This is a genomic window from Paenibacillus sp. FSL H7-0323 (genome assembly GCF_038002725.1).
In the GTDB taxonomy this organism is placed as follows: Bacteria; Bacillota; Bacilli; order Paenibacillales; family Paenibacillaceae; genus Paenibacillus_AQ; species Paenibacillus_AQ odorifer.
Map to the genome: position 1 here is coordinate 6,103,040 of NZ_JBBODB010000001.1, position 19,979 is coordinate 6,123,018.

20 protein-coding genes are annotated in these 19,979 nt (G+C 44.0%); 11 read left to right on the forward strand and 9 right to left on the reverse strand.

Going from position 1 to position 19,979, the window contains the following annotated elements:
• Positions 1–93 precede the first annotated feature (93 nt).
• Together MHH89_RS27195 and MHH89_RS27200 are read left to right on the forward strand one after the other, a co-directional pair.
• The gene (locus MHH89_RS27195; RefSeq protein WP_076280468.1) at positions 94–1,071 is read left to right on the forward strand and encodes a ring-cleaving dioxygenase; all 978 of its coding nucleotides are present in this window, start codon (positions 94–96) and stop codon (positions 1,069–1,071) included.
• A gap of 17 nt (positions 1,072–1,088) precedes the next feature.
• On the forward strand, positions 1,089–1,694 hold the full coding sequence (locus MHH89_RS27200) for a flavin reductase family protein (protein WP_076309559.1): 606 nt from the start codon (positions 1,089–1,091) through the stop codon (positions 1,692–1,694).
• A gap of 67 nt (positions 1,695–1,761) precedes the next feature.
• Here the strand turns inward: MHH89_RS27200 and MHH89_RS27205 are convergent, their stop codons facing one another.
• Both MHH89_RS27205 and MHH89_RS27210 read right to left on the reverse strand, forming a co-directional pair.
• On the reverse strand, positions 1,762–2,670 hold the full coding sequence (locus MHH89_RS27205; RefSeq protein WP_339171756.1) for a DMT family transporter: 909 nt from the start codon (positions 2,668–2,670) through the stop codon (positions 1,762–1,764).
• A 186-nt stretch (positions 2,671–2,856) separates the two neighbouring features.
• Complete coding sequence (locus MHH89_RS27210) at positions 2,857–3,396, reverse strand: NADPH-dependent FMN reductase (RefSeq protein ID WP_036676495.1); 540 nt, start codon at positions 3,394–3,396, stop codon at positions 2,857–2,859.
• 281 nt (positions 3,397–3,677) lie between these two features.
• On the opposite strand from MHH89_RS27210, the gene MHH89_RS27215 reads away from it, so the two are divergent.
• The 3 genes from MHH89_RS27215 (at position 3,678) to MHH89_RS27225 (ending at position 7,347) form a co-directional block, all read left to right on the forward strand.
• Entirely contained in the window at positions 3,678–4,130 is a 453-nt protein-coding gene (locus tag MHH89_RS27215; protein WP_036676493.1) for a MarR family winged helix-turn-helix transcriptional regulator, read from the forward strand.
• 11 nt (positions 4,131–4,141) lie between these two features.
• Positions 4,142–5,353 (forward strand): MFS transporter, encoded by a 1,212-nt coding sequence (locus tag MHH89_RS27220; protein ID WP_076278044.1) that lies wholly within the window; start codon positions 4,142–4,144, stop codon positions 5,351–5,353.
• Between the two features lie 224 nt (positions 5,354–5,577).
• Positions 5,578–7,347, forward strand: coding sequence for a M3 family oligoendopeptidase (locus MHH89_RS27225; protein ID WP_076305590.1), 1,770 nt, complete (start codon positions 5,578–5,580; stop codon positions 7,345–7,347).
• On the opposite strand, the gene MHH89_RS27230 is transcribed toward MHH89_RS27225, so the two are convergent.
• A complete protein-coding gene (locus tag MHH89_RS27230) occupies positions 7,344–8,918 on the reverse strand; it encodes a bifunctional metallophosphatase/5'-nucleotidase (RefSeq protein ID WP_076309560.1) in 1,575 nt (524 codons plus the stop codon). The genes MHH89_RS27225 and MHH89_RS27230 overlap by 4 nt on opposite strands.
• Positions 8,919–9,095: 177 nt before the next feature.
• On the opposite strand from MHH89_RS27230, the gene MHH89_RS27235 reads away from it, so the two are divergent.
• The 5 genes from MHH89_RS27235 (at position 9,096) to MHH89_RS27255 (ending at position 13,491) form a co-directional block, all read left to right on the forward strand.
• A complete protein-coding gene (locus tag MHH89_RS27235) occupies positions 9,096–10,073 on the forward strand; it encodes a phosphate/phosphite/phosphonate ABC transporter substrate-binding protein (RefSeq protein ID WP_038568963.1) in 978 nt (325 codons plus the stop codon).
• Positions 10,074–10,202: 129 nt separating this feature from the next.
• Positions 10,203–10,985 (forward strand): phosphonate ABC transporter ATP-binding protein, encoded by a 783-nt coding sequence (gene phnC / locus MHH89_RS27240; RefSeq protein ID WP_076187310.1) that lies wholly within the window; start codon positions 10,203–10,205, stop codon positions 10,983–10,985.
• A 1-nt stretch (position 10,986) separates the two neighbouring features.
• Positions 10,987–11,778 carry a phosphonate ABC transporter, permease protein PhnE gene (gene phnE / locus MHH89_RS27245; RefSeq protein ID WP_036676482.1) on the forward strand — a complete coding sequence of 264 codons (792 nt, stop codon included), beginning with the start codon at positions 10,987–10,989 and terminating at the stop codon, positions 11,776–11,778.
• On the forward strand, positions 11,775–12,578 hold the full coding sequence (phnE, locus tag MHH89_RS27250; RefSeq protein WP_036676480.1) for a phosphonate ABC transporter, permease protein PhnE: 804 nt from the start codon (positions 11,775–11,777) through the stop codon (positions 12,576–12,578). Before phnE (MHH89_RS27245) ends, phnE (MHH89_RS27250) begins: the two co-directional genes overlap by 4 nt.
• 181 nt (positions 12,579–12,759) lie before the next feature.
• Positions 12,760–13,491 (forward strand): ZIP family metal transporter, encoded by a 732-nt coding sequence (locus MHH89_RS27255; RefSeq protein ID WP_036676473.1) that lies wholly within the window; start codon positions 12,760–12,762, stop codon positions 13,489–13,491.
• Positions 13,492–13,591: 100 nt separating this feature from the next.
• On the opposite strand, the gene MHH89_RS27260 is transcribed toward MHH89_RS27255, so the two are convergent.
• Entirely contained in the window at positions 13,592–14,581 is a 990-nt protein-coding gene (locus MHH89_RS27260; protein ID WP_370510728.1) for an aldo/keto reductase, read from the reverse strand.
• A gap of 94 nt (positions 14,582–14,675) precedes the next feature.
• Entirely contained in the window at positions 14,676–15,524 is an 849-nt protein-coding gene (locus tag MHH89_RS27265) for an AraC family transcriptional regulator (protein WP_341088583.1), read from the reverse strand.
• Between the two features lie 200 nt (positions 15,525–15,724).
• On the opposite strand from MHH89_RS27265, the gene MHH89_RS27270 reads away from it, so the two are divergent.
• Complete coding sequence (locus MHH89_RS27270; RefSeq protein WP_038568969.1) at positions 15,725–16,276, forward strand: general stress protein; 552 nt, start codon at positions 15,725–15,727, stop codon at positions 16,274–16,276.
• Between the two features lie 89 nt (positions 16,277–16,365).
• Here the strand turns inward: MHH89_RS27270 and glpX are convergent, their stop codons facing one another.
• The 4 genes from glpX to MHH89_RS27290 all read right to left on the reverse strand — a co-directional run bounded on the left by glpX (position 16,366) and on the right by MHH89_RS27290 (position 19,957).
• Positions 16,366–17,361, reverse strand: a complete 996-nt coding sequence (glpX, locus tag MHH89_RS27275) for a class II fructose-bisphosphatase (RefSeq protein WP_340012001.1) — start codon at positions 17,359–17,361, stop codon at positions 16,366–16,368.
• 44 nt (positions 17,362–17,405) lie between these two features.
• Positions 17,406–18,212 (reverse strand): pyruvate, water dikinase regulatory protein, encoded by an 807-nt coding sequence (locus MHH89_RS27280; RefSeq protein WP_038568970.1) that lies wholly within the window; start codon positions 18,210–18,212, stop codon positions 17,406–17,408.
• Positions 18,213–18,224: 12 nt separating this feature from the next.
• On the reverse strand, positions 18,225–18,899 hold the full coding sequence (locus tag MHH89_RS27285; RefSeq protein ID WP_051490920.1) for a helix-turn-helix transcriptional regulator: 675 nt from the start codon (positions 18,897–18,899) through the stop codon (positions 18,225–18,227).
• 125 nt (positions 18,900–19,024) lie between these two features.
• Positions 19,025–19,957, reverse strand: coding sequence for a DMT family transporter (locus MHH89_RS27290; protein WP_076130627.1), 933 nt, complete (start codon positions 19,955–19,957; stop codon positions 19,025–19,027).
• Positions 19,958–19,979: the final 22 nt, after the last annotated feature.

Consider the following 19,979-nt stretch of genomic DNA (forward strand, 5'->3'; position numbering starts at 1 on the left):
ATATCTTAATATTAAGATAATTAAACTAAACCTTTTTGTTCTTGGGAATTATATTACGAGTCAAAATCAACTAAACATTAGGAGTGTATAACAATGAGAAACTTAAAAGGGATTCACCACGTTACAGCCATCACAAGCAGTGCAGAGAAAAATTACGAGTTTTTTACTTACGTGTTAGGTATGCGTCTAGTGAAGAAAACAGTTAATCAAGATGATATTCAGACGTATCATTTGTTTTTTGCAGATGATAAGGGCAGCGCCGGAACAGATATGACCTTCTTTGATTTTCCTAACATCCCTAAAGGGGTTCATGGAACTAACGAGATTGCGAAAACATCCTTCCGGGTACCAACAGATGCAGCATTAGACTACTGGGTTAAGCGTTTTGATCGGCTTGCAGTGAAGCATACCGGCATTAAAGAGCAATTCGGCAAAAAGACATTATCCTTCGTAGATTTCGATGATCAACAGTATCAACTTATTTCAGATGAATTGAATAAAGGTGTCGTATCAGGTACACCGTGGCAAAAAGGACCTATCCCTTTGGAGTATGCAATAACTGGCTTGGGACCGATCTTTGTACGAATTGCTGACTTGAACTACTTCAAAGAAGTATTGGAGAAAGTGATGTTGTTTAAAGAAATTGCTCAGGAAGAGACGTATCATTTATTTGAAGTTGGCGAAGGCGGAAACGGTGCACAAATTATTGTAGAGCATAACGAGTTCTTACCGAATTCACGCCAAGGTTTTGGGACTGTTCACCATGCTGCTTTCCGTGTAGAGGATCGTGCGATGCTGGACGAGTGGACAGAGCGTTTTGAAGGCTTTGGATTCCAAACTTCAGGATATGTAGATCGTCACTTCTTCGAGTCGTTGTATACACGTGTTGCACCACAAATATTGTTTGAGCTTGCCACTGACGGGCCAGGATTTATGGGAGATGAGGAATATGAAACCGTTGGCGAGAAGCTTTCATTGCCACCTTTCTTGGAACCTAAACGTGAGCAAATTGAGAAGTTAGTCCGTCCTATTGATACCGTTAGAAGTACGATCGACTTTGTGAAAGAGTGAAGAAGGGGCTGAGGAAATTGATTTCAATTGATCCAAAGCACAACAGTGAGCGGGAAAATTACAAATTATTAATTGGCACTATTATTCCTAGACCTATAGCCTTTGTCACAACACAATCAGAAGAGGGTCTCTTAAATGGTGCACCTTTTAGCTATTTTAATATCGTTTCGTCCAATCCTCCAATGGTTTCATTGGCAATTCAAAGACCAGCAGGGCGTTTAAAAGATACAGCCCGTAATATTTACGATAATCAACAGTTTGTTGTGCATATTGTAGATGGGGAGAATGTTGCGAAGATCAATCAGACTGCAGCCACATTACCTGCTTCTGAAAGTGAAATTGAACTGGCGAATCTTACACCGATTCAAAGTACAAGTGTTGCTGTGCCTGGCGTTTTGGAGGCGAAGGTGCGGATGGAGTGCAAGCTTGTTCAAGCAATTCCTCTAGGTGGCGAAGAACCTGGGAGTGACTTGTTTATTGGCGAAATTGTTCAATTCCATATCGATGAATCGATCTATCAGGAAGGGCATATTGACCCGAGAGTTCTAAACGCTGTGAGCCGTTTGGCGGGAAATAATTACGCAACCCTTGGAGAGATTTTTACAATAGATAGGCCGGAATAAGCAACTATAGAATAGACCTGCTAGTAAGCAATGAAGCCTACTTAGCAGGTCTTTTTGTGTACCGAAGCTACAGCTCGTCCGCAACCCCCAACAAAGCAATCCCTAGAATCACAACGATAATAACGGCATATTGTGCCTTGCTTAGTTTTTCTTTGAGGAAGATTCGCGATAATATTACGGAAAAAATGCTGTATGAAGCAATAAGTGGTGCCGCGATAATCGCGTTGCTGGACATAGCAAATACGTAGAAGAATTGTCCGGTCGTTTCCAGAATGGCTGCGAAGCCCTTATCCCGTTCTTTAAATAGGTTGAACTTTACCTTTTTAAAAAATTTCAGGTATGTAAAAGACAAGATGGCACATATAAAGAAGGTGTATTCATACGCGAGCAGAGCTGCTTTTTCGCTAATCAGGCTGAGTTCATCCAAATAAATAGCATCGGCAAAGGTGCCAAGTCCATCGATTAGGCAGTATAGGATTGGAAAAATGATGGCGATCACGCCAATCTGATATTTTTTATCAATCTGTGTGGTGCTGTTTTGAAGCGCTTGGTGTTCTGCTCTCTTTTCCAAGATGGCGATCCCGATAATGCCCAAGGTGATAACGGCAACACCAACGATTTCAAGCGCCCCTAGCTCATGGGTGAAAAAGATAAATAATAATATCGTCGTTACAGCGCCAGATGAATTTTGTACGGGGGAGGCAATGGATAACTCAATATATCTGAGTCCAATATAACCAACTGCCATCGACAGGATATAGAGTGCAGACACAGGGAAATATCGGATTAAGTCCATAGGATCAAAGGTTAATCCTTGAATGAGCATATAAGCTGTTGCGTGAATACCCATGACTATCCCCACGATAATGACAATCTTAATATGGCTATACCGATCCTGACTATCGGTCCCCTTTTTATAAAATAAGTCAGCCCCTCCCCAAGCGAAGGCTGTTAATAATGCAAACATAAACCACATGATCATTGCTCCTTGCTGTAGATTAAAATCCCCGCCGATTATACCAGATTAGATTCTACACAGGGTGCTCATTTCATCACACATAAAAAATACACCCTCTAGAATCGACCGGACAAACCAAAGGTTTATCAAATGTCTATTCTAAAGGGTGTACTTCATAACATAACAGAGGGGTAAGGCGCTATCTTAACGTAGAGTTTTCAATGCGCCACTCCAAGCCAAGACTTGATCCAGCATCCCATTAAGATTGGTAAGATGCAGATCCGCTGGTTTAAACACAGTTCCGTTCTCGAAATCAGTGAACAGTGACAATGCAGGGTGTACACGAACGTCTGCTACAGATAGTTCTCCCAAGATTCCGCGTAGATGTTCAGCTGCACGAGCGCCCCCTACGGAACCATAACTTACGATACCTGCTGCTTTATTATTCCAAGCTTCACGGGCATAATCGAGCGCATTTTTCAGTGATGCAGAAATACTGTGGTTATATTCTTGTACGATAAATACGAAACCGTCTAGTGTAGCGAGTTTAGTGTTCCATGCTGTTGCTTGTTCAGTTGCATCAGCCTCACCCAATAGTGGAAGCTTGAAATCTGCAATATCTATGATCTCATAATTAGCATCCCCGCGTGCATCCGCAATCTTTTTAACCCATTCTCCTACTTGCGGGCTTAAACGACCTTGACGAGTACTTCCGAGAATAATACCGATGTTTAATTTTGACATTGTTTGTTCCTCCTCAATTTTTGTTCTACCAAATAGTTTGTCTAGAAATCCCATGAAGTACACAACCTTTAAAAATTATTTATCTCAAGAGTAGTAAACTCTGGTTGTCTTTAAGTTAAGTATCTTTAAGATGAGATAATAATACCGCACACAGTGTGCTTTGTCAAGCAACTTTATAATAGTTAGTTTATAGCTTTGCTTCACCTTTACAAAATTAGTTGTTAGGAATATAATTGTTTAAGCAACTATTAAAACAGTGTTAATTGAGAAGGGATACGATCATGACGACAAAGCATAACCAATCCGAGCTTACGTTAGGATTTATGATGGGCACGACTTATCGTAAATTAAGCATGTTATTTCAAAGTGGGCTGAAAGAACATGATATAACACCAGAGCAATGGTCAGTCCTTTTTCATATTGACAGAACGGAAGGTTTGATTCAGAAGGACATTGCTAAGCGCTCTGGTAAGGATAAGCCAACTACAACGCGAATTCTGGATCATTTGGAAGGAAAGGGACTGATTTACAAAAGAACCGGTGAGAACGATCGGCGTTCTTTTAAAGTCTATATTACGGAAAAAGGAAGGTCTCTGGTGAAGGAAACCGTTCCTATTGAAGATAAGGTGACAGAAGAGATTATGAACTGTATTTCTAGTAAGGAATATGAGTTGCTCATGGAATTGCTGCTAAGAATAAACAATCATGTAGATCAAATAACAGATGGAGAGTAGGAAGGCAAGTTATGTTAGAACAACAAGAACTACGTACGAAATTATGGACCAAATCTTTTATTGCTTTAACGATTAGTGCTTTATTTTTATTTATGAATTTACAGATGTTGTTATCTTCATTTCCGTCTTACGTAAAAAGCGAATTTCAGGCCGGAGATATTATGGTCAGCCTCGTTACCAGCGTCTTTGCATTAACTGCGATCGCTTCACGTTTTATGACCGCTTTTCTGATGCGAAAGGTTAGCCGCAATGTATTATTATATATTGGTTTAGCAATTGCCGCCGCTATTACCGGCCTTTATGTTGTAGCAGATTCCATTGGCTCGCTGCTGCTGATGCGTGTGGGCTATGGGATTGGATTCGGGATTGCCAGCACGATTATTCCCACGATTGTTTCACAGATTATTCCGAGCAAAAGAATGGGTGAAGGGATAGGTTATTTCGGTTTATCCACCAGCCTGGCGATGTCGATCGGTCCAATGATTGGTTTGAATGTGATGAAACAATCGGGTTTTGGAACACTGGCTATGATCGGTATGGTAACCTTACTTCTTGCCTTTCCAGTACTTTTATTTTCTCGTTCACTTCCTGCACAACCGAAAAAACAGCCTACCCCGAATCAAAGTGAGTCCACCAAACCTCTCAAGGTTCCGTTTAATACAAAGTTAGTATTGCCTGCCATTCTAAATGTCATGTTGGCAATTACCTACGGGGGATTGCTAAGCTTTATCGCTTTATTCGGCGAATCAGTTCATCTGGAGCAAGTGGGTTTGTTCTTTTTATTTAATGCGGTTACGATCATCATTATAAGACCTATCTCCGGCAGATTATTTGATAAAAGAGGACCAGCTTCTGTCCTAATCCCGGCGGCGGTTTGCGTCGTTGCAAGCTTAACTGTGCTTTCTTATACGACCTCTATGCCAATGCTCATCGTTTCTGCACTGCTATATGGACTTGGCTTCGGCGCTATTCAGCCAACGATCCAGGCTTGGATGCTTCGCACCTCAACTCCAGCACAATATGGTATGGCCAACAGTATGTTCTATAACTCAACGGATTTGGGTGTAGCCAGCGGAGCCATTATTCTGGGGGCAATCTCGGCAGCAACTGATTATGGGATAATGTATCGTTATTCGGCTGGGTTTATGGTGTTGTTCCTTATCGTGTATGTGGGAATTCAGATTAACAAAGCTAGAGTGAATCCATCAACCTTAAGTCAATAGGGTTCGGAGATTAAGCCAATCTTTATCTACTATTCATATTATTTTAAGCTAAGAGGGTTATAGTAATCACATAACCCCCTTATAATATAGACTTTGACCCTGCCGGACGTTGGCAGGGTCCTTTTTTTGTGTATGAAGAGAAGAAGTACATTATGTCGATGCACTTTTCTGGCAGGATGGATTATGCTTAGAAGAATAGGAATCGAAGGGGGAGAGATTTGCGAATGAATATGACATGGAACTTAGATAGTTTATATCCTTCCTTTGAATCGGAGCAGTTAAAAAGGGATCGCAAGCTACTGGACCAGCATATACAAGATTTAAAGCGGTGGGCTGAGCACCATTTGAAAGTAAAAGACGTTACAGCCATGTCTGTGGAGGGCTTTTTAAGAATTTATAATGATTATAAAAGCATATATGTATGCTTGTTAGCTTATGCAGAGTTAACACTCAGCGCAGATAGTTGCTACGAGGAAGCCATGAATCTTGCTGATGATATTGAGGAGGCCAATTCAGAAATCATAGGGGTAGTTGTGGCTTTTAAGCGCTGGTTTAGCACTTGTGATCATATGGATGAGCTTATCGGTGGCTCACCTTATCTAATGGAGCATCAATTTTATTTGCGAGAACTCCTGTTACAATCCCGCTATGAGTTAAGCGAAGAACTTGAAATGGCCATAGCCAAAATGCAGAGTACAGGATCTAAAGCATGGAGCAGACTGTATATGGAGAGGACTTCAAGTGCACTTGCAGATCTAGTGGTAGATGGGGAAACTAGACAAGTGACACTTGCGGAGCTAAGAAGTATGGCTTATGAGAATAATGCCAGCTTAAGAAAAGCTGCTTATGAAGCGGAGGCAGAAGCCTGTAGTCGTATTGCTGAGGTCTGCGCAGCCAGCTTAAATGGCATTAGTGGTGAGGCGCTGACGATTTATGGCATGCGGGGTTATCAATCTTCTTTGGAAAAAGTGTTAATCGCTTCGAGAATGGACAGTGAGACTTTAGCCGCTATGCTCACTGCTCTTCGGGAGAGCCTGCCAGCCTTTCATACCTATTATCAAAAGAAAGCCGAGCTGCTGGGACATCCGGCAAAGCTGCCTTTTTACGATATTTTTGCACCAGTCGGTGTAGAAAACGGGAAAATTACATACGCTAACGCCAAAGATACAATCTTCTCGAGCTTCGCAACCTTTAGTGAGGAACTGTCTTGTTTTGCTCAGAAGGCTTTTGATCAGCAATGGATTGATGCAGAACCTAGATCAGGCAAAGGGGGGTATGGACTTTGCATTGATATTTTTCCGATTGGCGAGAGCAGAATTATGACCCAGTTCACCGGAAATGCTATAGATATTAGTATCCTTGCCCATGAGCTCGGCCATGCCTATCATAGCTCCTGTCTGGCTAATGAAACGATGCTGAATACGGATTACCCGATTCCGATTGCTGAAACGGCTTCGATTTTTTGTGAGACGATAGTGAACCATGCCATAATTACAAATTCAACGGAGAAGGAAGCTCTGCTTATTCTGGAGAGAAGTATTTCTGATGCCGGTTATTATCTTGTAGACTTTTATGCCCGTTATTTATTTGAGATCAAATTATATGAGAGAAGAGCATTAGGCCCGCTGTCTGTTCAAGAGCTAAATGAATTGATGATTGCCTGTATGGTGGAAGCCTATGGTGAGGGCATTGACCCGGGTACAATCCATCCGTACATGTGGATGAACAAAGCTGGATATTTTATGGCTAGTAATGAATTTTTGAATTTCCCGTATTCCTTTGGTTTGTTATTCTCTAAAGGACTGTACGCGGAATATTTAAAGAGGGGCGAAGAGTTCGCCCCTAAGTATCGCCAGTTCCTTAGGGATACCAGCAAACATAATATTGTTGATGTAGCAAAAACAATGTATCTAGATGTTCACTCCGTCGACTTCTGGAGAAGTGCATTGAAGTTAATAGAGAGCGACATTGGGGTGTTCATCGCTAAAGCCTAAACAACTCTCCAATTATGGTCACAGGTAGCTTCAATTTGGCCATGCTTTTCAATGTAGTCCGTGACAATTTCAGATATGTCGATCATAATTTCTTGAACAATCGGTTTACCCTTATACATCTCATAATCTCCGCCACCGCTGGCTCTATAATTGTTCATAACAACCTCATATTCTTTAGAGTCCTCTATAGGCTGACCTTGGTACAGCAGATGGAGGACTCTTTCGCCTACAGGTCTAGCGGTATCAAGCTCGTATTGTATTCCTTCCCACATATCATAATTGTAATGCTGCGGTTTAGGCTCGATGTAGGCGGGGTTAACGATTATTCCGTTTTCGTCTTGTTGGAAATAGTTAGCGGTTTGTTCTAAGGCCTCTCTAATATCTTGTCCTGTCAGTCTTAGGACGGTTAAGGTGTTGGGATAAATGAAGTTCGATAAAATGTCTCTGCGTGTGATGGTTTCGCTGAAACCCTTGCAATCGTTACTGAGTAAGGCTGCTGTAGAAATATCTATGCCAGTAGCCTCCATTTGTACCTTATTCATAAATTCTATAAAAGGGTGGTCAGCTAAGCGGCATTCATCAGCACTGGAAATAGACAGGTCCCCGATAACCGTTCCTATTCTCTCATCCAGCCAAGTTTGTGTTTCTGATTCAAGAGTACTGCTCAGCTCTAGGATTATTTCATCTGCAGCTGTTGTCTCATTAACGTTAAGGAGCTCGGCATGTTTACGCTGAATCTTCCAGTGTGTATTTTCTTTTTGGAAAATAACCGAAATTTTACCGAGGGAAAGTCCATTACAACCAGGTTGTATGATTGTAACACCGTTCAACTCTCCAGCTATGGAGCGGTGCTGATGTCCGGTAATTAGCACATCTATGCCCTCTACCTCTGTACACATGGCGTAGGCTTGATTCTCCCCCGTTAGTCTTTCTACAGGTTCTCCACTGCTTAGATCGCGTTCGAATCCGCCGTGGTAAGCTACAACGAGCAGATCAGGCTGCTCTTCTGCCCGTATAATGGCACACCAATGTTTTACAGTCTCTAGCGAATCCTCAAATTGAAGCCCTTCAATATGGCTAGGGTTCTCCCAGTGGGGGATGTAATGCGTCGTAACCCCTAGAACGGCTACTTTGATTTTATCTACCCATTTGATGATATAGGGTTTACCAAAGGCGGGTTGATTTGTCGTGTTATCTATAATTCCAGCTGATAACCAAGGAAAGCAGGAATCCTGAACGGCTTTATTCAGCAGAGTTTTGCCAAAATTGAATTCATGGTTGCCAATAATTGCAGCGTCATATTTCAATTCATTTAGTGCAGCTATGCCCGGATTCAGCTCATTACTATAATGTGTAGCTGCATAATAAGTTAACGGTGTGCCTTGAATAAGATCACCGTTATCTATAAGGATCAGCTCAGGAGTATGGGATCTTTCTTGTTTAATGAGGGTAGCAATTGTTGCTAAGCCTGCTGGTCGTTTCTCCCCCGTGCGGTAATCGACGGGCCCAAAATGTCCATGTAGATCACTTGTTACGAGGATTTCACAGGTTATTGAATTCTCTTTATTCATAGGTAGCCCCTCCTGATAATAAGTTCAGACCTCATTCTAGCAGATAATTTGGTAACTTTAAGAGATTGGAATAAATTTTACATATATTTGATGCTTGGTTGCTATTGATTTAATAAAACACATCTATAGTTTAGAAGTACTCAAAAATAAAAATAGAAAACAGTGGAGGTCTTTCGTTTGAGAAAAATCAGTAAATTCGTATTGCCGCTAATGATGTCTATTACATTGCTTAGTGGTTGTGGCGCTAACAACACTACAAATAATGCAAACCAAGGATCGACGGACGGGGCAAATGCACCGAAGGAAACGGCAGCTCCTGTAGCAGAGGGTTATGTTCCAGAGAAGCTTACTGTACAATTTGTTCCTTCTCAAAATGCAGATACGCTCGAAGCTAAAGCGAAACCTCTTGAAAAATTACTGGGTGACAAGCTCGGTATTCCTGTAGAAGTAAGTGTCTCTACTGATTACAACACCGTTATCGAAGCTATGGCCTCTAAAAAAGTGGATGTAGGTTTCCTTCCTCCAACTGCTTACGTGTTAGCTAAAGAAAAAGGAGCAGCTGAGGTTATTCTTCAGGCTCAACGTTTTGGTGTAAATGATGAAACCGGTGGTCCAACAGATGAATTAGCGGATTTCTATAAATCTATGATTATCGTCAAGAAGGATTCTGCGATCAAATCGGTTGCCGATTTGAAAGGTAAAAAAATTGCCTATCAAAACGTTACATCCTCAGCAGGTTTTGTATGGCCGGCTGCAACACTAATGGATGCAGGACTTGATCCGTTGAAGGATGTACAAGCCATTACGGTTAAAGGTCATGATCAAGGCGTGCTTGCTGTGCTGAATGGTGACGTAGATGCAGCAGCTATTTTCCAAGATGCCCGGAACACGGTCGTTAAGGATTATCCAAAAGTATTTGAAGATACTCAAGTTCTCGCCTTTACTGATAAAATTCCTAACGATACGATTTCGGTCCGTTCAGATATGAATAAAGAATGGATAGAAAAAATCCAGCAGGCATTCATTGATATCGCAGCTGACACAGAAGGCCATGAGATTATCAAAGACATTTACTCTCATGAAGGTTATGTGAAATCACAAGACAGCAACTTTGACATTGTTCGCGAATACAACAGTAAAGTAAAAACAGAGTAGAACAGGCCGTTCAAGGATACAACGATGTTGGTGTATAACAGGCATTAAGGATAGCCAGCTCCGGATTCCCCCCCGGATCTGGCTATCTCTTTTATACGAATATACGAAAACACATAAAGGGATGATTTCATGATAGAGCTTCGTAATGTATCCAAAACGTATCTAAACGGAACCAAAGGATTAAACAACATTAACCTGACCATTCCAGCCGGAGAATTTGTAGCTATTGTTGGTCTTTCGGGAGCAGGGAAGTCGACCTTGCTGCGTTCCATTAACCGGCTTCATGATATTTCCGAAGGTAATATTCTTATTAACGGGCAGTCCATCACGAATGCAAAAGGAAGCCGGCTACGAATGATCCGTAGGAATATCGGAATGATCTTTCAAAGCTTCAACTTAGTGAAACGTACGACGGTGCTTCGTAATGTTTTGGCAGGACGGGTGGGCTATCATTCCACACTGCGGACGATACTTGGCAGATTCCCACAAAAGGATATCGATTTAGCCTTCGAATCCCTTGATCGGGTAAATATCGCCGAGAAGGCCTATACACGTGCAGATCAGCTATCTGGAGGTCAGCAGCAACGTGTTGCTATTGCCCGTGTTCTTGCGCAGGAGGCACAGATTATCCTCGCAGATGAACCTGTAGCTTCACTAGATCCGCTCACAACCAAGCAGGTTATGGATGATCTAAAGAAGATTAATATGGAACTGGGGATTACGACCATTGTGAATTTGCATTTTATTGATCTGGCTAGAGAATACGCTACCCGGATTATCGGGCTCCGGGCAGGAGAGGTTGTCTTCGATGGTCCTGTATCAGAGGCAACTGATGAGAGGTTTGCTGAGATTTACGGCAGACCGATTCATCAGGATGAGTTGTTGGGTGAGCCTGTAGTCGGAGGCGTGTGAGATGAGTGTAAATGCAGAGAAGCTACATCCCAAACCGCCAAGAAAGATAAAACATTATTTCACAGCCATTATATTAGTAGTATTACTGTGGAGAAGTGCTGTCTTAACCGATTCATCCTTCGGGGAGCTGATCTCCGGTCTGCCGAATATGCTTGATTTGCTTAAGGAAATGTTTCCCCCGAACTGGGGGTATTTTGACAACATTATAGATGCGATGCTGGAGACGATCCGGATGGCGCTGGTTGGCACAACGTTTGGTGCCATTCTTGCGGTTCCGGTTGCGCTGTTGTGTGCAAGCAATATTACGCAAAGCCGTTGGCTTCATTATCCGGTCCGTATGCTGCTGAACCTGATCCGTACGATTCCCGATCTGCTGTTGGCTTCTATCTTTGTGGCTATTTTCGGCCTCGGTGCGCTTCCTGGGATATTTGCATTGACGATATTTTCGTTGGGGCTGATCGCTAAGCTTACCTATGAAACGATGGAGACGATTGATCAAGGACCTTTGGAAGCAATGACTTCAGTGGGGGCTAATAAGATTCAACGCATTATGTTCGGAGTCATTCCACAGGTACAGGCTCATTTTATGTCTTATGTCCTATATGCCTTCGAGATTAATGTTCGTGCTGCGGCGGTTTTAGGTCTGGTAGGAGCGGGTGGGATCGGCCACTATTATGAAGTCACCCTAGGCTTTTTGGAATACGATAAGACTTGCACCATCATCTTGTTCACATTAGCAGTAGTACTGATTATTGATTATGTAAGCACTAAGCTGCGGGAGAAATTAATATGAGTAAATCATGGAATACCCTTGTCCCTAAACCCCGTAAAAATCGTTTTCGTTGGCTGATTTATGTAGCCCTAGCCGCGTTATATATTTGGGCTTTTTCGGGAGTGCCGTTTAATGGATTCAAAGAAACCGCCGGGATCATTACTAAAGCAATTTTTGCCGGGATATTCTCACCTGACTGGGCCTTCGTTTATTTACCAGATGGGGAGGATCTCCTGCGAGGATTGCTCGAGACGTTAGCTATTTCAATCCTAGGCACTTTTATCTCGACCTTTTTATGTATTCCTTTTGCATTTTGGGCTGCAGTTAACATGAGCAAGGGAAAGGTAATTTCAGGTTCCGGCAAGCTGATGTTGAGCTTTATACGAACCTTCCCTGAGATTATTATGGCTTTGTTATTTATCAAGGCTGTTGGACCGGGTTCTTTTGCAGGTGTGCTGGCTCTGGGACTACATTCGGTGGGCATGCTCGGCAAATTGTTCGCGGATGAGATTGAGAATATCGACAACGGTCCACTCGAAGCTTTAATTTCTTCTGGTGCCAGCCGCATGCAGGTATTGTGGTTTGCGGTGTTGCCGCAGGTGCTGCCGGGATTCTTATCCTATACCTTATATAGATTCGAAATTAACGTTCGTTCGGCTACGATTCTAGGTGTGATTGGAGCAGGGGGGATCGGCACACCGTTAATCTTCGCGCTCAGTTCACGGAATTGGGACCGCGTGGGGATTATACTGCTAGGTATCATTGCGATGATCACAATTATTGATTTGATTTCCGGCAAGATCCGGAAGAAGCTGGTGTAACCGAGTTGCATAATGATATGTGAGACAAAGACCTCCTTAGGGTATGAACCGAACCTAGGGGAGGTCTTTTATGATATGATCCATACTATATTGGACCATTCGAAAATGTATGAAAAAGTAATAATTATTTTTTCTGAAACATATGTTGGTCTATCCGACTTGTACCAAAGGAGTTGAAGGTTTGGAATCTGCGCTTATTGGCAGCTTTGTATCGGCAATGGCTACCGTTCTTGGAGCATTTCCGATCCTGTTCGTGAAGAGGTTATCCGAGAAGTGGAAAGATATCCTCGTAGCCTTCACTGCGGGGATTATGGTGTCCGCCTCCACGTTTGGACTCATGCCGCAATCGATCAAAGAATCGGGGATTATCGCTTTAACCTTGGGCTTGATTACCGGAGTGCTGCTGCTTGATTTAATTGAAAATAACATCCCACATATCGATGTGGAGAATAAGCCCGGTTATACCAATATGGATTCAAAAGCGCTGCTTGTTATGATTGCGCTGTTCATCCACAACATACCAGAAGGCCTCAGTACAGGTTTCAGTTATGCCAGCGAACAGGCCAGTTTAGGTCCTACCGTGGCGATTGCCATTGGCGCACAGAATATGCCGGAAGGTTTGATTCTTGCGGTCTTTCTGATGAATTCGCGAACTAGCAAGCTAAAAGCCTTAGGAATCGTTACACTTACCGGCTTGATGGAGATGGTATCTGCGGTGATCGGGTATTTTACTGCTAGTTACCTGCATAATGTTGTGGGTTATGGTCTAGCTTTTGCAGCCGGGGCTATGCTCTTTATCGTTTACAAGGAGCTGATTCCGGAGAGTCATGGCCATGGTTATGAGCGGCCTTCGACGTATTCGTTTATTTTTGGATTATTGATCATGGTGTACATCACGCAGATATTTGGGTGAGCAAATAGAACTCTAATCTATAAAAAAGAAGACCAATGAAATGCCAGAGCAGCTTTAAGCTGCCTGACCTCATTGGTCTTTGTCTTGTTATAACTAAGCTTTATCCCCGCAGAATTGCCTCAATTTGCTCTAGTTCTTCAGCGCTAAGCTCTGGGGCATTTAAGGAAGCGACGGCATCTTCAATCTGGCTTACCTTACTTGCGCCGATCAATGCAGAAGTTACTTTGTCTCCACGGAGTACCCAAGATAACGCTAGCTGAGACATTTTTTGTCCACGTGCAGCAGCAATCTCGTTCAGTTTGCGAACCTTGCCGATCGCCTCTTCGGTAATGGCATTCTCAGACAGGAATACACTTGGACCAGCGGCACGGGAATCAGGAGCGATTCCGTTTAGATAGCGATCGGTCAGTATGCCACCTTGTAGCGGGGAGAACACAATGGAGCCGATGCCTTCTTCAGACAATACATCCTGCAAGCCCTCTTCAATCCAGCGGGACATCATGGAATAGTTTGGCTGATGAATCAGGCATGGCGTGCCAAGTCGACGCAGAATTTGTGCCGCTTCGCGTGTTTGTTCAGGTCCGTAATTCGAAATCCCGACATACAACGCTTTACCTTGGCGTACCACGAGGTCCAGCGCAGCCATGGTTTCTTCCAGTGGTGTATTTGGATCTGGGCGGTGGTGATAAAAAATATCAACATAATCCAGTCCCATACGTTTTAAGCTTTGATCTAGGCTGGAGACGAGATATTTTTTGGAGCCCCATTCACCATAAGGACCAGCCCACATATAATAACCAGCTTTAGTAGAGATAACCATCTCATCACGATAAGGGGTCAGATCCTTTTTAAGAATTTGGCCAAAACTTTCTTCGGCGGAGCCTGCAGGTGGACCGTAATTATTGGCAAGGTCAAAATGAGTGATTCCAAGATCAAAAGCTCTTCTTACCATGGCGCGGCCATTCTCAAATAAGTCGTTGCCGCCAAAGTTATGCCATAGACCAAGCGAGATCGCTGGCAGGAGTAGACCGCTCTTTCCGGTGCGATTATATTTCATATTGTCATATCTGGTAGCGCTTGCGTTATACATGATTTATTCCTCCTCTAAACACTTATTACTTAGTACGTTACGTCCTTATTGTAGCGAAAGATCGCGGACAAACGTATGTCAGCAAGGAAGAAGTTTATAGTACAATGTCATTTTCGAGATGACGGCTACGGTATTCTTTTGGCGAACAACCTTTCACCTTCTTGAACATCCGCGAAAAGAGTAAGGGGTCCTGATAGCCCACAGAACGTGAGATTTCACCAATCGTGCATAGGGTCTCTGTCAGCAGCTCGCACGCCTTAGCGATGCGGAAATTTAATAAATACTGCTGGGGTGGCATACCTATTGTCCGTTTGAACAAGGAGGATAAATATTTGCGATCCAGCTTGAGCGAAGAGGACATCATCTCAACCGAAATATTTTCACAATAATGTGTATGCAAAAAGTGCAGGCATTGCTCGACGTAAATACTCTTTTGACGTGGTAAAGGAAGTACATCTGGAACTGCTGGCACCGCTCGAAGTAACAGAGAAAAGAACTCATACATAATTGCTTTTAGAGGTAGATCCAGACTGTCCGAAGCTTCAGCTGCTTGTGTCAGGAGCTCGTATAAATTCGGCATAAGCTGTTCATCCATTGGAAAGATCGGGTGCTCAGGTGACAAGGCGGTTTTGGCCAAAATATAATCAACCTGCTCCCCGGTAAAAGCTACCCAAGAATAGGCCCATGGATTTGCTATGTCTGCTGTGTAGGCAGTTACGATATGCGGATAGGTGAGAAAAGCTTGTCCTGGCCTAAGATAATGGGTCTGTTCACCCACAGTAACTTCACCTGTTCCTGCATGGATAAAATGTATTTTATATACGTCACGGACCCCAGGTCCAAAAAAATGTCCGGGAAGACACTGCTCCCGCCCCCAGTAATGGAGATGCAGGTCGGGATTGCCTCGGAAGGGACGCTCAGAATTATAGTTAAATATCGCCATGGATGATTCCTTCTCTTTCTTCTATAGAGTTAATCAAGGTAGTTGTACCCGCTTACTTTTATTATACAGCATATTTTAGAAGGAATATTAACTCGGAATTGCAGACAATTCAAAGATCGTAGTTTATCCCTGTCCAGTTTGGTTAAGTAAGCTATGAAGCTGAACGTATGAGCTAACTACATCAATAGGAGGTAATGGAGATGAATAAGAGAATAGTGGGTGTCTTTGCTGCCGAATACGAAGCTTCGCGAGCTATTGAGGAGTTGAAGCGTCAGGGCTGTAGGACAGAGGATATTTCGATTATCGCGAGAAATAAAGCGGACGAGGAAACTCTTAGAGACGAGTCAGGAACCGTGGCCCCGGAGGGTATGGCTACAGGTGCAGCTACTGGTGGTCTGCTGGGTGGAGTAACGGGGCTGCTGATGGGAATTGGCGCTTTGGCTATTCCTGGTATTGGACCTATTATTGCAGCCGGACCTCTTGCGGCAACACTAGCCGGAGCGGCGATAGGCGCAGGCAGTGGCGGGTTAGTCGGCGGACTTATTGGCCTTGGCATCCCTGAAGAGGAAGCAGAGAGCTACGATAATTACGTGGATGAAGGTCATATTCTAGTAATGGTGGATGTGGAAGGCGAGCAGAAGGAGCAAGAAGTGAAACAAATCTTCGCAAAGTATAACAGCCTGAACGCAGAACGCTTTGAGAAAGTTGCTAATATAGATCCATTAGCGAGTGAACGTATTGGAAATAAATAAGAAGCAATTAGCATTCAGTGTAAAAAAACAAAACAGGCTATCTCACTAGCAAAGGATACTGCTAGTGAGATAGCCTGTTTTTTGCGGTTTTATAGAGAGACAGCATTTTGTCTAACAGTCTGCGCAGCCGGTATTTCTTTTCCTGGCAGGAAATGAATGCTGCGAATATAGCGGATTGTCCGGCTCTGTGCCCGCATGATTACCGAATGTGTCTCCGCGCGTTCTTTGCCGATAAAACGGACACCGTTCAGGAATTCACCTGACGTTACACCCGTGGCGGCAAAGAGGACGTCGCCCGTGCCAACCATGTCTTCCATGTGTAGCACTCGCGTTGGATTGGCAATTCCCATGCGTACACAGCGCTGTAGCTCTACTGGTCCATCCGGGAGCAATCTGCCCTGCATTTCACCACCAAGGCATTTCAGTGCAGCGGCAGCAAGAACACCTTCGGGTGCTCCACCGGAACCCATATATAAATCGACATCGCTGTCTGGCAGTGCAGCCGCAATAGCGCCAGCGACATCTCCGTGACCAAGCAGCTTTATTCGTACCCCGGCTTCACGCAGGCTATTAATCAGCTGCTCATGCCGTTTGCGATCCAGCACCATTACGGTTAACTCGGAGAGGGATTTGCCAGTGTAATGGCAGGCTTTTTGCAGAGTGATCTCTACAGGGTCCTCGAGTCTAAGCTTACCGGCAAGCTCGGGCCCGCAGGCTAACTTCTCCATATAAATGTCCGGGGCATGCAGCAGGCTGCCTTTATCTGCTATAGCAATAACAGATTGCGCATTATGCAGGCCGCAGGCAACAACCTCAGTTCCTTCGAGAGGATCGACGGCTACATCGACAGCGGGACCTTTTTGGTTCCCGACTTTCTCACCAATATAGAGCATTGGAGCATGATCCATCTCTCCTTCACCTATCACAACAGTTCCGTCGATGGACACAGAATCGAACATGGAACGGATCGCAGTCGTGGCTGCATCATCTGCCGCATTTTTATCGCCCCGTCCAATCCAACGAGCCGAGGATAAAGCACCTAGTTCAGTTACCCGTACAATCTCAAGGGCCAGTTCGCGCTCCATTCTAATTCCCTCCAGTGCATTCTATATATTTTGTATACTGAAATTTAGATATAACCCATAATAATACCAGCGGTTTCTTCTATAGCCTTGTCAGTAATATCAATTACAGGACAGCCCAGCTTGTTGAACAATGAAGCGGCGTATTCCATCTCTTCGGTGATCCGCTCCAGACTTGCATATTGGGAACCTGTTGGTAATCCGAGAACCTTAAGCCGCTCAGAGCGGACCTTCAGCATGTACTCGGGTTTCATGGTTAATCCGATAAGCCGGTTCGGCGGCAAGCTTAATAGTTCTTGCGGAGGACCAATCTCCGGGATAATTGGATAGTTAACGACTTTTTTTCCTCTATGGGCCAAAAAGATGCTAAGCGGTGTCTTTGAAGTACGGGACATGCCCAGCAGAACGATATCGGCTTTGAGCATGGCACCCAGATCACGGCCGTCATCACAGGCGACGGTGAATTCTATAGCTTCTATGCGGCGGAAATAATTCTCGTCGAGCTGGTGGAGAAGACCTGGCCGCTGCTGAGGAGCATCGTCGAAGGTATCAATGAAGGCCTGCATCATAGGGCCCATGATATCAACGATCCGCAAATCAAGACGTACCGCTTCCTCGCGGATCATTTCTCTTAATTCTGGCTGCACTAATGTATAGGCGACAAAACCTTGATGCTGAGCTGCTTCTTCCATAAGCTTGCGTAGCTCGTCTTCATGCCTAATATTGCCGTATCTTTTAATGGTGACCTGCTGATTCTGAAATTGGTGAATAACGGCCTGCACGACAGCCTCTGCCGTATCTCCTATAGAATCCGAGCATATCGTTATTAAGTTGGAAGATTGCTCGATGCTCATGGGTTCCTCCTGTTATCCTTTGGCTTCAAGTTCGAGGAGAAGTTTGATGATGGAGGTTTTTGTTAAACGTCCTACCACATCCAGTTTTGTACCACCGTCTTCAGCGGCGCTGGGAACAACCACCGGCAAACTGTCTACCTCGTGAAAAATCATCTTATGTGCAGCTTCAAGCACCGGCTCATCCGGTGAAGTTGTGACCACTTTGGGCTGGCGCGTCATAACCATGCTTACGGGCATGGAGACTGCACCGGGGTTGCCCAAGGTTACCTTTAGGAAATCCTTACGTGAAGCAACGCCCGTGAGTTTACCCTCTTCGTCACAGATAATAAGAGTGCCTACATCCTGTAGAAAAAGCGTAACTACGGCATCTTGAATAGTTGTGGTCTCACGGATAACTATAGGTACACTTTGAATTTCTTTGACCATCGTTTCCTGCAGCAGATAACCGCTTCCCTGACGACTGGATGATTTCAATCCTGGGAAGTACCCGACCTTCGGCTTGGCGTCGATATATTTGAGCATAACCAAAACAGACAGATCCGAGCGAATTGTAGGCCGGGTAAGGTTCAAACTTTCGGCAATCTGTTCGCCGGTAATCGGAGCTCTTTTGTTAACGATATCGATAATCTCTATTTGACGTGATGTCAGTTCGATCACAATTCCCTCCACTTCCGATAAAAAAGGCATTCCTCTTTAGAAAAGAAGCGCCGTTAAGCGAATCCTCCTTTCATATATGAGTCATATTTAGCTGTGTTTAATTTAACTTGTTTATATAATACGCAATAGTGGTCATAAATGCAATATATAGTACGTCATATATTTGATTTTTTTAACGCAACAGTGTTGATCTTCTTTTTTTGCAGTAATTGCTTTAAAGCATCAGCATTCACTAGGATCGTTCCGGCAATGATGGTGAACACTCCAAGAATTGTAATCCAAGATACGGACTCCTTGTAAAAGAAAAAGCCTACACCCACGGCAATCGGTGGAGAAATATAAAGCCAGGTAGAAGGAAACACTGGGTTGGTCTTAGCTACGAGCCAGTAGAACAAGGTATGGCCGACCATGGAGCCGATAACTGTGAGATAGAGCAGTGAACCTGCTGTCTCGAATGAGAAGAGAAATGCAGGATGTACTTTTTCCGTGGCAAAAGAAAGAATGAATAACAACGCACCGCCATACATCATTTGAGCCGCATTCAGCGCAATCGGTGAGACCTCAGGCATACTGTTAATTACTTTTTTGGAGTAAATCGCACCTACAGCATAGCAACACTCTCCAATTAGGACTACGGCGCAACCGATGAGCCACAGTGGTGAAATATCAACGGCGAGATTGGGGAGAACCAGCAGCAGTACGCCAGTGAAGCCGATGATGCAGCCATATAGGGAGATGGCGGGTGCTTTTTGCCGAAGAATAGAGGTTTGGAGCAGCAGGATCATGATCGGTCCAGTGGCAGAGAGTACAGCTGCAAGCCCTGAAGAAACATATTGTTCAGCCCAGTAGAGACCCGCGAAGGTGCCAAAGGTTAGTGCAGACCCGGTGAACAACATTTCTTTGCGCAACAGCAAGGAGAAGCTGGCTTTTCGTTTCCAGACCATCCATAGGAATAGAACAGCGCCTGCGACAAAAAATCTTAAGCCCGCTGAAAAGAAAGGAGGCGCACCGGCATCTACGCCGATTTTGATAGCTAGAAAGGTCGTGCCGAAGATCAGACATACAAGTGCATAAGCAAATAAGATCATTTTGAAAGTCCCCTTTTGTGTG